The organism is Acinetobacter sp. V91_7, from assembly GCF_031799075.1.
GTDB classification, from domain to species: Bacteria; Pseudomonadota; Gammaproteobacteria; order Pseudomonadales; family Moraxellaceae; genus Acinetobacter; species Acinetobacter calcoaceticus.
Genome location: NZ_JAVQNT010000020.1, coordinates 1 through 13991, shown reverse-complemented (window position 1 = coordinate 13991; position 13991 = coordinate 1). Strand labels below are relative to the sequence as shown.

Genomic DNA, 13991 nt, shown 5'->3' with positions numbered 1-13991 from the left:
AAACCTATATTTGCTAGGGAGAAACCATGAGTTCAGAGTCTCAATCAGCCTCTCAAACAGAACAAACCAATGAAAAGGCTTATGATTCCTCTAGTATTAAAGTATTACGTGGATTAGATGCAGTTCGTAAACGTCCGGGTATGTATATTGGGGATACAGACGACGGTACCGGTTTACACCATATGGTATTCGAGGTAGTCGATAACGCAATCGATGAAGCTTTAGCTGGGCATTGTGATGAAATTATTGTCACTATTCATGAAGATGAATCGGTGAGTGTTTCTGATAATGGTCGTGGTATTCCAACCGATATTCACCCTGAAGAAGGTGTTTCTGCAGCGGAAGTAATTCTTACCATTCTGCACGCAGGCGGTAAGTTTGATGACAACAGTTATAAGGTTTCAGGTGGTTTACACGGTGTAGGTGTTTCTGTAGTAAATGCACTTTCGAGTAAATTACATTTAATGATTTCTCGTGCTGGTCAAGTGCATGAGCAAGAATATCAACACGGTGATCCGCAATATCCATTACGTGTGATTGGTGAAACGGATAAGAGTGGTACAACAGTACGTTTTTGGCCAAGTGAATTAACATTTACCCAAACCATTTTTAACGTAGAAATTCTAGCACGCCGTTTACGTGAGCTTTCATTCTTAAACGCGGGCGTACGTATTGTATTACGCGATGAACGTATTAACCTTGAACATGTATATGACTACGAAGGTGGATTATCTGAGTTTGTAAAATACATTAACGAAGGTAAAACTCATCTCAATGAGATTTTCCATTTTACTGCGGATACAGATAACGGTATTGGTGTAGAAGTAGCCTTGCAGTGGAATGAAAGTTATCAAGAAAACGTCCGTTGCTTTACCAATAACATTCCTCAAAAAGATGGCGGTAGCCATTTAGCTGGTTTCCGTGCAGCTTTGACGCGTGGTTTAAACCAATATCTTGAAAATGAAAATATTCTCAAGAAAGAAAAAGTCAATGTAACGGGCGATGATGCACGTGAAGGTTTAACTGCTATTATTTCGGTAAAAGTACCTGATCCAAAATTCTCATCTCAAACCAAAGAAAAACTGGTATCGAGTGAAGTAAAACCTGCTGTTGAGCAAGCAATGAACAAAGAGTTCTCTGCTTACTTACTTGAAAACCCGCAAGCTGCAAAGTCAATTGCTGGTAAGATTATTGATGCTGCACGTGCGCGTGATGCTGCACGTAAAGCGCGTGAAATGACGCGTCGTAAGAGCGCACTTGATATTGCTGGTTTACCAGGCAAATTGGCAGATTGTCAGGAAAAAGATCCAGCACTTTCTGAATTATATCTTGTCGAGGGTGACTCTGCTGGTGGTAGTGCCAAGCAAGGCCGTAACCGTAAAATGCAGGCTATTTTGCCGTTGAAGGGTAAAATCCTGAACGTTGAACGTGCACGCTTTGACAAAATGATTTCTAGTCAGGAAGTGGGTACTTTAATTACTGCTCTCGGCTGTGGTATTGGTCGTGAAGAATATAATCCTGACAAGCTACGCTATCATAAAATCATTATCATGACCGATGCCGACGTTGATGGTTCGCATATTCGAACTTTATTGTTAACGTTCTTCTTCCGTCAAATGCCAGAATTGGTTGAGCGTGGGTATATCTATATTGCACAGCCACCTTTATACAAATTGAAAAAAGGTAAGCAGGAACAATACATCAAAGATAATGATGCATTGGAAAATTATTTAATTTCAAATGCGATTGATGAGCTATCTTTGCATACCAATGCTGAAGCACCATCAATTACAGGTGAAGCACTTGCTAAAGTCATTCAGGATTATCAAGTTTCGCAAAAGAGCTTACAGCGCTTAACGTTACGTTATCCTGCTAGCTTACTAGATGCTTTACTTGAAATAGAGGCATTCAAGAGCGATCAAAACCATGATGAAGCTTATGTACAACAATGGGCTGATCAACTAAAAGAGATCATTACAAGATTACAGCCAAGTTTACGTCCGGAAATTACACTAGAGTCATTTGAGCGTGAAAATGCTCAGGGTGAAAAATCTGCGCATTATTGGCCGCGTATTACTGTATATGTTCATAACTTGCCACATGCATATTTGCTTGATGCAGGTTTATTGAACTCAGCTGAGTATGCTCGTTTGCTGAAAAACTCGAAGAGTTGGTTCAGTTTGCTTGAAGATGGTGCTTATTTACAAAAAGGTGATCGCCGTATTCAAGTGGCTAACTTCCATCAAGTTTGGCAGCATATTTTGCAAGATTCGCGCCGCGGTATGATGATCCAACGCTATAAAGGTCTTGGTGAGATGAATGCTGAGCAGCTTTGGGAAACGACAATGGACCCTGAAAACCGTCATATGTTACAGGTAACCATTGACGATGCGATTGAAGCAGATCGTATGTTCTCTTGCTTAATGGGTGATGATGTGGAACCACGTCGTGCATTCATTGAAGAGAATGCTTTAAATGCTGATATTGATGCTTAATTCATAACATGATTCTAAATCAGTCTAGGGAGAGAAGATGATGGGTCAGAAATTGTTAGCTAGCTTGTTAATCTCATGTGTTTTTCTAGGAAGCGCTACTGTTTGGGCGGCTGATTTAGAAACGAATATGAAAACTTTAGCTAAGAGCACTAAAGCATTTGCTGAAGCGAAAGATGCTGCTAATGCGAAACAACAGCTTGTTGTAATGCGTGAAGCAGCAGTTTCTTCTAAGCAATCTTTGCCTCATAAACTTGAAGGCTTGCCATCAGAAAGTGAAAAGGTAAAAGAGTATCAAGCTGGTTTAGATCAGCTTGTTGCTGAGATTGATAAAGTAACAGCATTGGTTGAACAGGGACAGTTAGATCAAGCAAAAACTGAAGCAATGAATTTAGTCAAAATTCGAAATGAAAATCATAAAAAATTTAGATAATCTTTTTTATGATGAGTTAATAAAAGGCTTTGTTTAATTTTAGACAAAGCCTTTTGTTTTATAAGAAAATAAATTTGTAAACTGCTATTCTCTTGGATACTCATTTATTACAAGAGAATATAATTTTGAAAAAAACACAAAAACTTTTATACATTGTAATCTTATTTTTTAATTGCTTATTTCAACTGCATGCTGCCACAGCACCCACTTTTTACGGAAAATTAGTATTTCATCGTTATAGTGATTATGACGCATGGGACAGTAAGCTTTATCTTTATAATTTCACAACGCAGCAAACCACATTACTGGGCACAAACTGGAAAATTGACCACATGATGAATGGTCATTTTTCTCCAGATGGAAAATGGCTCACTTTTATGGGAGTTAATTCTGGACAGCATTATGGCGATGCATGGGATGTTTATACTTGGAGAGTTGGAAGCACGGAATTACCAATCAATTTAACCCTAGGGAATAACAAGCGGGATGAAGATCCTAAATTTCTAGATAACCAACGTATTATTTTTAAGCAAAATGGCGATTTAAAAATCGTTAAAATGACTGATCGCACGATTACTTCTGTCACTCAAAATGGTTGGGATATCGAAGAGTCAATGCCTTATCCAATGGTCAATACTACGCAAATCTTATATGCCAAAGGTGCAAGTAGTAATTCTAGAATTTTTAGTATTGATCAGTCGGGTGCATATGATACACAGCTAACCAATATTGCCTCATATTATCCAGTATGGTGGAAGGGAAGCCAGTTTTTATATGTGCGTTGGTATAGCCCAACAAATGCTCATGATCAGATCTATGTTTATGATACGGCCACCAAACAAACCACCCGTTTGCCTTTTAATAGTACAGTCGTAAATACATCAGATCCGGCACCTTTAGACCAGCGGTATATGGTGGTTTCTCTAGCGGGGCAGACAGGAAGCCGTGGCGGTTATGATTTATATATTGCAGATAGTTTATCAAGCAATGTTTGGCCTTTGCCAATCAATACCAATTTGAATGAATTAGGGGCTTTTTATACCCCTTATTAATTAATAAAAAAGCCGATTAAGAAATCGGCTTTTTTATTTTGAAAAATAGATTAATCAAAAGAGGCTTCCATCTCTTCTAATTCCATCATAAGTTCTAAAAGCTGTTCTTCATATTGCTCAAGTTTAGCTTTCAGCTCAGTCTGTTCATTCATAAGCTTGAGCAGATCATCCTTACGTGCTGCATCATATAAAGATGTATCTGCTAAAGACTCTTCAATTTTGGCAAGTTGTGGTTGAAGTTTCTCAATTTGAGACTCAATTTTTTCGATATTTTTACGAATAGGTCTGGTTTGTTCACGACGGCGAGCTGCTTCTTTACGTTGCGCTTCTTTATCGATTTTAGTGGGAGTTGGAGCGGCAGAGGAAGAATTATTCTGTGCTACAGCAGTCTGAGCATTGATGAGTTGCTGACGTGCTTCACGTAGCCATTTTGCATAATCCTGTAAATCACCTTCGAACTCGGTACATTTACCGCCGTGTACCAAAAGAAGTTCGTCACAAACACTTGCAATGAGTTGACGTTCGTGGGAAACCAATACGACAGCGCCTTCAAAATCTTGTAATGCCATGCTTAGTGCATGACGCATATCAAGATCTAAATGGTTCGTCGGTTCATCCAGAATCAAAACATTTGGACGCTGCCATACAATCAGTGCGAGGGCCAAACGAGCGCGCTCTCCACCAGAAAAGGTTTCACATGGGGTATCCATGCGTTCACCACTAAAGCCAAAACTACCTAAAAAAGAACGTAAAGTCGCCTCACTAATTTGTTTACCTGCTAAACGGGCAATTTGTAACATTGGAGTAGCATGGCCATCTAAAGCATCCATTTGGTGCTGTGCAAAGTAACCAATATTAAGTAACTCTGACGCCTTGCGTTCACCAGCTAAGAGCGGTAAATCACCCACTAAGCTCTTAATTAAGGTCGATTTACCTGCGCCGTTCATACCAAGTAAACCAATACGAGAGGTTGGTGTAATTTGTAATCTGATTTTTTCGGCGATTTGTTTATCGCCATAACCAATGCTGGCATTGTCTAAAGTCAGTAACGGTGAACTCATTTTGGTTGGTTCACGGAAACTAAACGTAAAAGGTGTATCAATATGAGCTGGAGCGAGCTCTTGCATGCGCTCAAGTTGTTTAATTCGACTTTGTGCCTGACGAGCTTTAGTCGCTTTTGCTTTAAAACGGTCAATAAATTTTTGTAGGTGAGCACGTGTTTCTTGTTGCTTCTCAAAAGCTTGCTGCTGCTGAGCAAGACGTTCACTACGCGTGGTTTCAAATGTAGAGTAATTTCCGGTGTAAAGCGTTAGTTCCTGATTTTCAATATGCAGAATATGATCTGTAATCGCATCTAAAAAGTCGCGGTCATGCGAAATTAGAATGAGTGTACCTTCATAGGCTTTAAGCCAATCTTCTAACCACAAAATTGCATCTAGGTCTAAGTGGTTTGTTGGTTCGTCGAGTAATAATAAATCTGAACGGCTCATTAGGGTACGCGCCAAATTTAAACGCATACGCCATCCACCAGAGAAACTCTCAACGTTTAAACGCAATTGATTTTCTAGAAAACCAAGACCAGCCATAAGCTGAGCTGCTTTAGATGGTGCTGAATAACCATGAATTTCATCAAAGCGGCCATGCAATTTAGCCAATTCAAAGTCACTCAGTTGATCTGGTTGAGCAAGCTTATTTTGAATATCCCAAAACTCTTCATCACCTGAGAGAACGAAATCAATTGCAGGCATGTCTAGTGCTTTTATTTCTTGCGCCATATGCGCCACGATCCAGCCTGAAGGACGAGTAAGTGAACCTTCATCTGCGCCTAAGCTACCTAGTAACGCTGCAAATAAGGTTGATTTACCTGCACCATTGACCCCAGTCAGACCAATTTTCCAACCTGGGTGTAATTGCATAGACGCTTTTTGAAATAGAATACGTCCACCGCGGCGTAAAGAAACTTGGTCAAATTGAATCATCTTATTGTATCGAGGTGAGTGAGGAATGCCGTATTTTAAAGAGAACTGCCGATGAAAACAAAACTTTCCGGATTTTAGTTAGAAGCGGACAACAATTGTATACATCGAAATATTCTAGGTTCAGCTATTCATCCGAAATATCTTCAATATTGAACAAGATAGAACACTTTTTAAAAAAAATGACTAAAATAAAAACAGTTTAAAGTTTGGTTGATTAATGAGCTACTAATAAAACTAGACTAAGGAAAGTCAAATGAAAAAAAGATTGGGGATAATTAGTGCAGTATTTTGCTGTGCTATGGGAACAGCACATGCGGGACAAAATGTGTGTGTATTTGATTTATTAGGAAAGTCAGGTGAATCTTATAAAATGATGGAAGAGTGGGCGCTTGCAGCAAAGGACTGGCAAGCTGATATCACCTTAATTCCATTTCAAGATGAAGGTTTGGTTGACCGTAGACTGCGTGAAGGCAAATGTGATGCTGCTTATATGACCTCTATGCGGGCACGGAACTATAATAAATTTGCGGGTTCTATCGATGCGATTGGTGGGGTAACCAGTAATGCTATTGCGCAAAAAGCGATTAGCTACGTTTTAGATAAGCGTAATAAACATCGCATGGTGACTGCTCAGAATGGAGCAAATTATGAGGTTGTCGGTATTGTTCAGATTGGTCTGGCGTATTTATTTGTAAGAGATAAAAATCTGAATTCCATTGAAAAAGTTCGCGGTAAAAAATTCGCTATTTTGCATTATGACCTTGCTCAAAAAATTATGGTAGAAAGTGTGGGGGCGCAGCCTATTCCTTCTGAAATTACTGATTTTGTGAAAAAGTTTAATAGTGGACAAGTCGATGCAATTGCTGCGCCTGCTTATGCTTATAAACCACTAGAGATTGGCAAAGGTATAGGCGGCACTAAAGGGGCCATGTTTAATTTTCCAGTGGTGAATGTTACTGGAGATTTAATCGCGAGAACTGATAAGTTCCCTACAGATTTTGGTATAAAATCACGTGATTGGTTTATACAAAAATTACCTCAAAACTTTGCCATGATAAAGCGGTTAGAAATGGGCGTACCGTCAAAAATTAGAATGAATTTTTCAGCAGAAGATAAAACCAAATATCAAAAACTTTTACGAGAGGGGCGTCTCAACTTAACCAAACAGGGTGTATACGATGCGACCATGATGAGTGTACTTAAGCGTGCTCGCTGTACAGTCGAACGGACAAATTTTGAATGTACGCTTAATGGAGAGTAGATTATTTTTTCATCACAAAAACCCTACATATATTTCCATACTGAATATGGGTATGAAAATTGTGAATATAAAAAGTAACTTACGGAAACGTAGTGATTTTTACTACTAATAAATAATTTAAATTGAACAAACAATGGTTCAATTAGATAAAAAAATTGAGTAAATGCTCTATTTTTTTCTAAAAAACATGATTAATATCTGTCTTTGAAAGGAAACTTCAAACAAAAAATCTGTTCCGTGGAAGGATGAAGAAAATGAAAAAAATCGTACTTGCTATGGCTGCCGCTTCTGTTGTTGGTTTTTCTGCTTCAGCGCAAGCAGCGAGTACCGTGTGTGTATTCGACCTCTTAGGAAAAGCAGGCGACTCATATAAAATGATGGAAGAATGGGCTCTAGCTGCAAAAGGCTGGGGTACTGAAATTAACTTGGTACCTCGTCAGGACGAGGCTGTTGCTGATAATGATTTTAAAGCTGGTAAATGTGATGCTGTAGCAATGACAGCAATGCGTGCACGCCAATATAACAAATTCGCAGGATCTATCGACTCACTTGGCGGTGTTCCAAATAACCAAATCGCTCAACGTGCAATTACCTATGTATTAGATGCGCGTAATGCAGCAAAAATGACCACTAATATGGGTGGTAAAAAATACGAAGTAGCTGGTATTTCTCCGCTAGGTTCAGCGTTCATTTTCGTGCGTGACAAAAACATCAACTCTGTTGAAAAAGCTGCGGGTAAAAAATTCGCTGTATTGGGTTATGACGATGCACAAAAAATTATGGTGCAGCGTGTAGGTGCTCAAGCAGTTCTTTCTGATATTTCAAACTTTGCTGCGAAATTTAATAATGGCCAAGTAGATATGGTAGGTGCGCCTGCTTATGCTTACAAACCATTAGAATTAAATAAAGGTTTGGGTGCAAACGGTGTAATGTGGAACTTCCCTGTATTACACGTTACAGCTGATCTAGTATTACGTTCTGATAAATTCCCAGCTGGTTTTGGTCAAAAATCTCGTGACTGGTTTGTTAAACAGTTGCCTAAGAACTTTGCAATGATCAACCGTTTAGAAGCTCAGATTCCTGGCAAATACAAAATGAATTTAAGTGCAGAAGACAAACTTAAATATCAAAAAATGTTGCGTGATGGCCGTATGGACTTAACTAAACGCGGTGTTTACGATGCAGGTATGATGTCTGTATTGAAAAAAGCGCGTTGTTCTGTAGACAAGGCTAACTTTGAATGTTCAATGCCTGGTGAATAATCTTAATTTTTCTCAGAAAGCCTAGACTTAGTTCTAGGCTTTTTGTTTTGTATATGCTGTCAATTCTGCCATTGTGGATAACTAGAAAGACGTTAAGCTAAATTTAGATAAAAACTTCATAAGGAAACATGAAGGTATAAAAATGGATCAAGGACTTCTGTGATTAAAATAATTGCTAATAGATAGACGACTATCTATTTTTGATGGAAATAAAATCATAAAAGCAAAATGGATCCGTAAAAATATCTTCAACATGATTTTTTATATGAAGCCTATCCGACTCATACCATATTGGTGTGAAATTTCTTGGTATCGAAAAACAAAAAACTCCACAAGGAAAGGAAAAAGAATATGCAATTTTCCAAAATGCTATTACTTGCGATGGGACTGACCACAGTTTCTTTTGCAGCTCAGGCTAAACAAACAGTATGTGTTTTTGACTTCGTTGGTAAAAATGGCGATGTCTATGCGCTGATGAAGGATTATCAACTGGCCGCTAAAACCTGGGGAGCTGATATCGAACTGAAAGTAAACCAGAATGAAGCCGTTATTGCCGAAGACTTTAAAGCAGGCAAATGTGATGGCATCAGTGTGTCAGGCATGCGTGGTCGTCAATTTAACTCGTTTACAGGGTCATTAGACGCAATTGGTGCCATTCCTGACCTCAAGCTTGCTGTAAAAGTAATGCAAGGTTTAGCGAGTCCGACTTTTAGTAAATATATGATTAACGGCCGCTATGAGGTTGTAGGTGTTATTCCAGTAGGAGATGCCTATCTTTTAGTAAATGATCGCAGCATCAATACAGTAGCGAAAGCTGCAGGTAAAAAAATTGCTGTACTTGACTATGATGAAGCTCAAAAAATTATGGTTCAGCAGGTAGGTGCGCAGGCTGTTAGTGCCGATATAACAAATTTCGGTGCTAAATTTAATAACCATCAGGTAGACATTATTGGTGCACCTGCGGCAGCATTTAAACCTTTAGAACTACAAAAAGGTTTAGGAACAAAAGGGGCGATCGTAAACTATCCAATCTTACAAGTGACAGGAAATATTATTATTCGTCCTGACAAGTTTCCAGCAGGTTTCGGACAGAAGTCGCGACAATGGGTGGCAGCTCAGTTACCACGTGCATTTACCATTTTAGGCAAAATGAAAGCTGATATTCCGCAAAAATACTGGATGGATGTTCCACCTGCAGATAAACCGGGTTACCAAAAGCTGATGCGTGAGTCACGAATTAGCCTTACACAACGTGGTGTATACGATAAACGTATGATGAAACTATTATGGCAATTCCGTTGTAAGCAAGATGCTAAAAACTTCGAATGTGGCTTACAAGACGAGAATTACAAATAATCTTGATAAAAATACTCAAGATTCGCTTTAAACTTCGAAGACAGACCCTATATTGATTATGCTATACTCAATATAGGGTCTTTTTTATTTTGAAAGGCACAGCAAAATCCGAGGAACAATCATCATGAATGCCCAAGCTCTAGTTTTGACAGATAATGCTGCCAATAAGGTACGCCAACTCCGTGATAGTGAAGGGAATGACGATCTCATGTTACGTGTATATGTAACGGGAGGCGGGTGTTCAGGGTTTTCATATGGCTTTAATTTTGCTGAAAGCGTAAATGAAGATGATGCAGAATTTGTTAATGGCGATGTAAAAATGCTTGTTGATTCACTCAGCTATCAGTATTTAATTGGCTCAGTGGTTGATTATGTAGAAGGCCTTGAAGGTTCACGTTTTATCATTCAAAACCCGAATGCAACAACAACATGCGGTTGTGGTTCTTCATTCTCGATTTAAAAAGAATTTTAAAATTTAAAAACCTCTCTATTTTGAGAGGTTTTTTATTGATCAGATCATTACTTTTCACGGATAGATTCTAAAAAGTATTGCACAAGTTCGGGTGCATTCTGATATGGAATCCAATGCGAAGCATCCATAAAAATTGCACTATAACTATTTTTAAAATAACTTGAGTTTAACTTGGCACTTTTTTCTGTAACGGCAATATCATGTTTACCCCAAATAAAAAGAGTAGGAACATCTATTGCTTTAAACGGATTTTGAGGCTTGTCCCAAAAAAAGCCACGATACCAATTCAACGCCGTACCTAATCTATTTTCCTTTATAAATTCGGTCTCGAATGTTTCAATTTGCTGCCCGGTCATGCCAGATGACTGAAGAAATTTACGACCTAATTTAGGCATCTTTTTAAATAGAACTTCAGGAAGAAGAGGAAGTTGAAAAACTGCAAAATAATAAGATTTAAAAAGTTGTTTGCTGCTTAAGCAGGCTTTTAAAAAAGCAGCCTGATGGGGTACAGAAACTAAAGTGAGATGTTGAATATATTGTGGATACTTCATTGCAACGCCCGACGCGATTGCAGATCCCCAATCGTGCCCTATTAAATAGACTGGTTGACCGAGTTGCTTAATAAAAATTGCAACGTCTTCTACCAGTTCACTCAATGAATATTGAAATCGGCTTTGAGGTCTAGCATTTAAGCTATAACCCCGTTGATGAATTGCAAGCGTTCTAAATTGATGCTGATGCAATAATTCCGAGGTTTGCTCCCAACTATGAGCAGTTTCTGGAAAACCATGCAATAAAACAACAAGTGGGCCATCTATAGGGCCTGAATCAATCACATCGAATGTCCAGTCGCCACGGGTGTACTGATGGATACGTTTGGTCAGATCCATGAAAACATGCCTCAAATTATTTTTGTTGGCACTTATCATGAGTTTTTATGCTCATTTAAATAACAGCATTTCGGGTCAGTAAATGTGCTATGAGGTCGAATCTGACCAATCAAATCGATATGAAGCTTTATACCGCCGTGATCGTACCTAGAATTCTGAAATCTGAAGCACCTGTTACTGCTGGTAAATTGCCACTTAAACCGTTTACAAAACGCATTGCTAACCATGCAAATGCTGTAGCCTCGACCCAAGTAGGGGAGAGTCCTAAAACATCTGTAGGTTGAACTGACCAATTATGCTTACGTAAACGCCAGCGCAATTGTTCTAATAAATAAGAGTTATAAGCACCACCACCACAAACATATACTTCACCTGTTTCCATCTCTGAGCGATAAATCGCTTTTTGAATAGCACGCACAGTGAGTTTTAATAAGGTGGCTTGGACGTTTTCAGGTGTGTCTTCTAATTCATCATAAGTTAGATCGTTTCGCCAATCGATTAACTGATCATCCAACCAGTCAATATTAAAATCTTCACGTCCCGTACTTTTCGGTGGTTCTTTAGAAAAATATTCATGTGCATGAAGGCGATCGAGTAAAGAGCGGATAGGGTGCCCATAAGCTGCCCAATCACCATTTTCATCATATGGATGACCAGTATGACGATGACACCACGCATCCATCAAAATATTTGCAGGACCTGTATCAAAACCAAATACGCCGTCAGCATTATTGGCAGGCAACATACTCACATTAGCAATACCACCCAAATTTAAAATCACACGATGGATACTTGGATGTTGAAATAATGCCTGATGGAAAGCAGGCACTAATGGTGCACCTTGACCACCTGCTGCCATATCTCTACGACGGAAATCTGAAACAACTGGAATTTGAGTGATTTCGGTAATGATATTGGGATCGCCAATTTGTAGCGTAAACCCATGTTCTGGACGGTGACGAATTGTCTGCCCATGCGAACCAATCGCTTTAATTTGACTACGATCTAATTGATGTTTTTCAATTAAAGTATTAATCCCGTGACCAATCATTTGGGCCAGAGCAACATCAGCTTTACCCATGCGGTCAATTTCATTGTCATCAGGTAAAGTTAATGCCATAAGCTCATCACGTAACTCGGGTTCAAATGGAACTGTAAGAGTGGCATGAAGCTGTAGTGGCTCAAATGAAGCCGCAACAATATCCACACCATCCATACTAGTGCCAGTCATTACGCCGATATAGATTGCGCTCATATGCAACTTCCCCTGCAAGACGCTGAAAAAATGTTAGTATATCGCACAAATTGAATAACTGATGTGTTTAGGTTTTGTGATGTCAAATTTCTTGCCCGCCGAAGAACAGCTTGCCCTCATCCAACGAGGCACGCACGAAATTATTTCAGAAGAAGATTTACTGAAAAAGCTCAAAGAGAACCGTCCTCTTAAAATTAAAGCTGGTTTTGACCCTACAGCACCAGATTTACATTTAGGACATACTGTTCTTATTAATAAATTAAAAACGTTCCAAGATTTGGGTCATGAAGTGACCTTCTTGATTGGTGACTATACTGCCATGATTGGCGACCCAACTGGTAAAAGTGCAACTCGTCCGCCGTTGTCACGCGAACAAGTAGAAGCCAATGCTAAAACTTATCAAGAACAAGTTTTCAAAATATTAGATCCGAATAAAACAAAAGTACGTTTTAACTCAGAATGGTTTAATCAGAAGTCTGCTGCTGACCTTATTCAGTTGGCAAGCCAACAAACCGTATCTCGTATGTTAGAGCGTGATGACTTTACTAAGCGTTATAGCAATCATCAGCCGATTGCAATCCACGAGTTTTTATATCCTTTAGTTCAAGGCTATGACTCTATTGCACTTGAAGCTGACGTAGAGTTAGGTGGTACAGACCAGACCTTTAACTTACTTATGGGGCGTACTTTACAAAGCCGTTATGGTCAAGAATCACAAGTGTGTATCACTGTTCCGATTCTAGAAGGTTTAGATGGCGTAAATAAAATGTCTAAATCTTTAGGTAACTATATTGGTGTATTTGATACACCAGGGGCAATGTACCAAAAAGTTTTATCAATGCCAGACTCTTTAATCGAACGCTATTTCGATTTACTCAGCTTTAAATCTCTAGATGAGATCAAAACTTTATTAGATGAAATTGCTGCTGGTCGTAATCCGCAAGAAGTAAAACGTATTCTTGCACTTGAACTAGTTGAACGTTTCCATGATGCAGAAGCTGCAGCTAATGCGCATAAAAGTGCTGGTAACCTTATTACAGAAGGTGAAGTACCCGAAGACACCCCAGAGGTGACTATTTCACGTGGTGAGTTTGGTGGAGAAATCTTTATTGCTACGATTTTACGTTTAGCTGGCCTAAATCCGAATGCAGCAGCTGCAAAAGATGCTGTGGCTCGCGGAGCAGTAAAAGTTGACTGGAATGCTGTTGATGCAAGTTTCTCTGTAAAAGAAAACGGTACTTTCATTATTCAGTCAGGTAAGAAAGCTATTGCACGCGTAACGTTCACTGACTAAGAAAGTTGTGTAGTGATGAAAAGCAGGAGTAATCCTGCTTTTTTTATTTAAGGATCACAAAAACAATTCAGCGTTCCACGTGGAACAATCTAAATAAAGATCAGTAATTCAGTAATGATAAAAGAAGTAAATTAAAAATAAGAAGAAATACAGAGTGGAGTAGAGTATTTGCTCTATTATTTCTTTGGAATCTTTGGAATCTTTGGAATCTTTGGAATCTTTGGAATCTTTGGAATCTTTGGAAT

The 13991-nt window shown here is 38.9% G+C and carries 11 protein-coding genes; 8 read left to right on the top strand and 3 right to left on the bottom strand.

The genetic code is table 11. From position 1 onward, the window contains the following. The first annotated feature begins 26 nt into the window (after positions 1-26). From gyrB to RMB03_RS02870, 3 genes are all read left to right on the top strand, one after another. Positions 27-2495 (top strand): DNA topoisomerase (ATP-hydrolyzing) subunit B, encoded by a 2469-nt coding sequence (gene gyrB / locus RMB03_RS02880; protein WP_311073736.1) that lies wholly within the window; start codon positions 27-29, stop codon positions 2493-2495. A gap of 37 nt (positions 2496-2532) precedes the next feature. Then, positions 2533-2925 (top strand): cytochrome b562, encoded by a 393-nt coding sequence (cybC, locus tag RMB03_RS02875; protein ID WP_281836854.1) that lies wholly within the window; start codon positions 2533-2535, stop codon positions 2923-2925. A gap of 125 nt (positions 2926-3050) precedes the next feature. Further along, positions 3051-3977, top strand: coding sequence for a hypothetical protein (locus RMB03_RS02870; protein ID WP_311073732.1), 927 nt, complete (start codon positions 3051-3053; stop codon positions 3975-3977). A gap of 50 nt (positions 3978-4027) precedes the next feature. On the opposite strand, the gene RMB03_RS02865 is transcribed toward RMB03_RS02870, so the two are convergent. Then, positions 4028-5956, bottom strand: coding sequence for an ATP-binding cassette domain-containing protein (locus RMB03_RS02865; protein ID WP_311073730.1), 1929 nt, complete (start codon positions 5954-5956; stop codon positions 4028-4030). A 253-nt stretch (positions 5957-6209) separates the two neighbouring features. On the opposite strand from RMB03_RS02865, the gene RMB03_RS02860 reads away from it, so the two are divergent. The 4 genes from RMB03_RS02860 to erpA all read left to right on the top strand — a co-directional run bounded on the left by RMB03_RS02860 (position 6210) and on the right by erpA (position 10295). Next, positions 6210-7217: a putative solute-binding protein gene (locus tag RMB03_RS02860; protein WP_311073728.1), complete on the top strand. Its 1008-nt coding sequence runs from the start codon at positions 6210-6212 to the stop codon at positions 7215-7217. A gap of 254 nt (positions 7218-7471) precedes the next feature. Continuing rightward, positions 7472-8479 (top strand): putative solute-binding protein, encoded by a 1008-nt coding sequence (locus tag RMB03_RS02855; protein ID WP_003656045.1) that lies wholly within the window; start codon positions 7472-7474, stop codon positions 8477-8479. Positions 8480-8830: 351 nt separating this feature from the next. Next, complete coding sequence (locus RMB03_RS02850) at positions 8831-9835, top strand: putative solute-binding protein (RefSeq protein WP_311073726.1); 1005 nt, start codon at positions 8831-8833, stop codon at positions 9833-9835. Positions 9836-9959: 124 nt separating this feature from the next. Continuing rightward, on the top strand, positions 9960-10295 hold the full coding sequence (erpA, locus tag RMB03_RS02845) for an iron-sulfur cluster insertion protein ErpA (protein WP_003656048.1): 336 nt from the start codon (positions 9960-9962) through the stop codon (positions 10293-10295). Between the two features lie 59 nt (positions 10296-10354). Here the strand turns inward: erpA and RMB03_RS02840 are convergent, their stop codons facing one another. Both RMB03_RS02840 and RMB03_RS02835 read right to left on the bottom strand, forming a co-directional pair. Next, the gene (locus RMB03_RS02840) at positions 10355-11197 is read right to left on the bottom strand and encodes an alpha/beta hydrolase (protein ID WP_311073723.1); all 843 of its coding nucleotides are present in this window, start codon (positions 11195-11197) and stop codon (positions 10355-10357) included. 127 nt (positions 11198-11324) lie between these two features. Continuing rightward, positions 11325-12452 carry an anhydro-N-acetylmuramic acid kinase gene (locus RMB03_RS02835; RefSeq protein WP_004640222.1) on the bottom strand — a complete coding sequence of 376 codons (1128 nt, stop codon included), beginning with the start codon at positions 12450-12452 and terminating at the stop codon, positions 11325-11327. Positions 12453-12513: 61 nt separating this feature from the next. Between RMB03_RS02835 and tyrS the strand changes: the two genes are divergently transcribed. Further along, positions 12514-13746: a tyrosine--tRNA ligase gene (gene tyrS, locus RMB03_RS02830; protein ID WP_017387717.1), complete on the top strand. Its 1233-nt coding sequence runs from the start codon at positions 12514-12516 to the stop codon at positions 13744-13746. Positions 13747-13991 lie beyond the last annotated feature (245 nt).

What these genes read in the sequence shown, in the direction of transcription:
- erpA (WP_003656048.1), top strand. Translation starts at nt 9,960, where the DNA reads ATGAATGCCCAAGCTCTAGTTTTGACAGATAATGCTGCCAATAAGGTA.
- RMB03_RS02850 (WP_311073726.1), top strand. Translation starts at nt 8,831, where the DNA reads ATGCAATTTTCCAAAATGCTATTACTTGCGATGGGACTGACCACAGTT.
- gyrB (WP_311073736.1), top strand. Translation starts at nt 27, where the DNA reads ATGAGTTCAGAGTCTCAATCAGCCTCTCAAACAGAACAAACCAATGAA.
- RMB03_RS02860 (WP_311073728.1), top strand. Translation starts at nt 6,210, where the DNA reads ATGAAAAAAAGATTGGGGATAATTAGTGCAGTATTTTGCTGTGCTATG.
- RMB03_RS02835 (WP_004640222.1), bottom strand. Translation starts at nt 12,452, where the DNA reads ATGAGCGCAATCTATATCGGCGTAATGACTGGCACTAGTATGGATGGT.
- RMB03_RS02840 (WP_311073723.1), bottom strand. Translation starts at nt 11,197, where the DNA reads ATGGATCTGACCAAACGTATCCATCAGTACACCCGTGGCGACTGGACA.
- tyrS (WP_017387717.1), top strand. Translation starts at nt 12,514, where the DNA reads ATGTGTTTAGGTTTTGTGATGTCAAATTTCTTGCCCGCCGAAGAACAG.
- cybC (WP_281836854.1), top strand. Translation starts at nt 2,533, where the DNA reads ATGATGGGTCAGAAATTGTTAGCTAGCTTGTTAATCTCATGTGTTTTT.
- RMB03_RS02855 (WP_003656045.1), top strand. Translation starts at nt 7,472, where the DNA reads ATGAAAAAAATCGTACTTGCTATGGCTGCCGCTTCTGTTGTTGGTTTT.
- RMB03_RS02865 (WP_311073730.1), bottom strand. Translation starts at nt 5,956, where the DNA reads ATGATTCAATTTGACCAAGTTTCTTTACGCCGCGGTGGACGTATTCTA.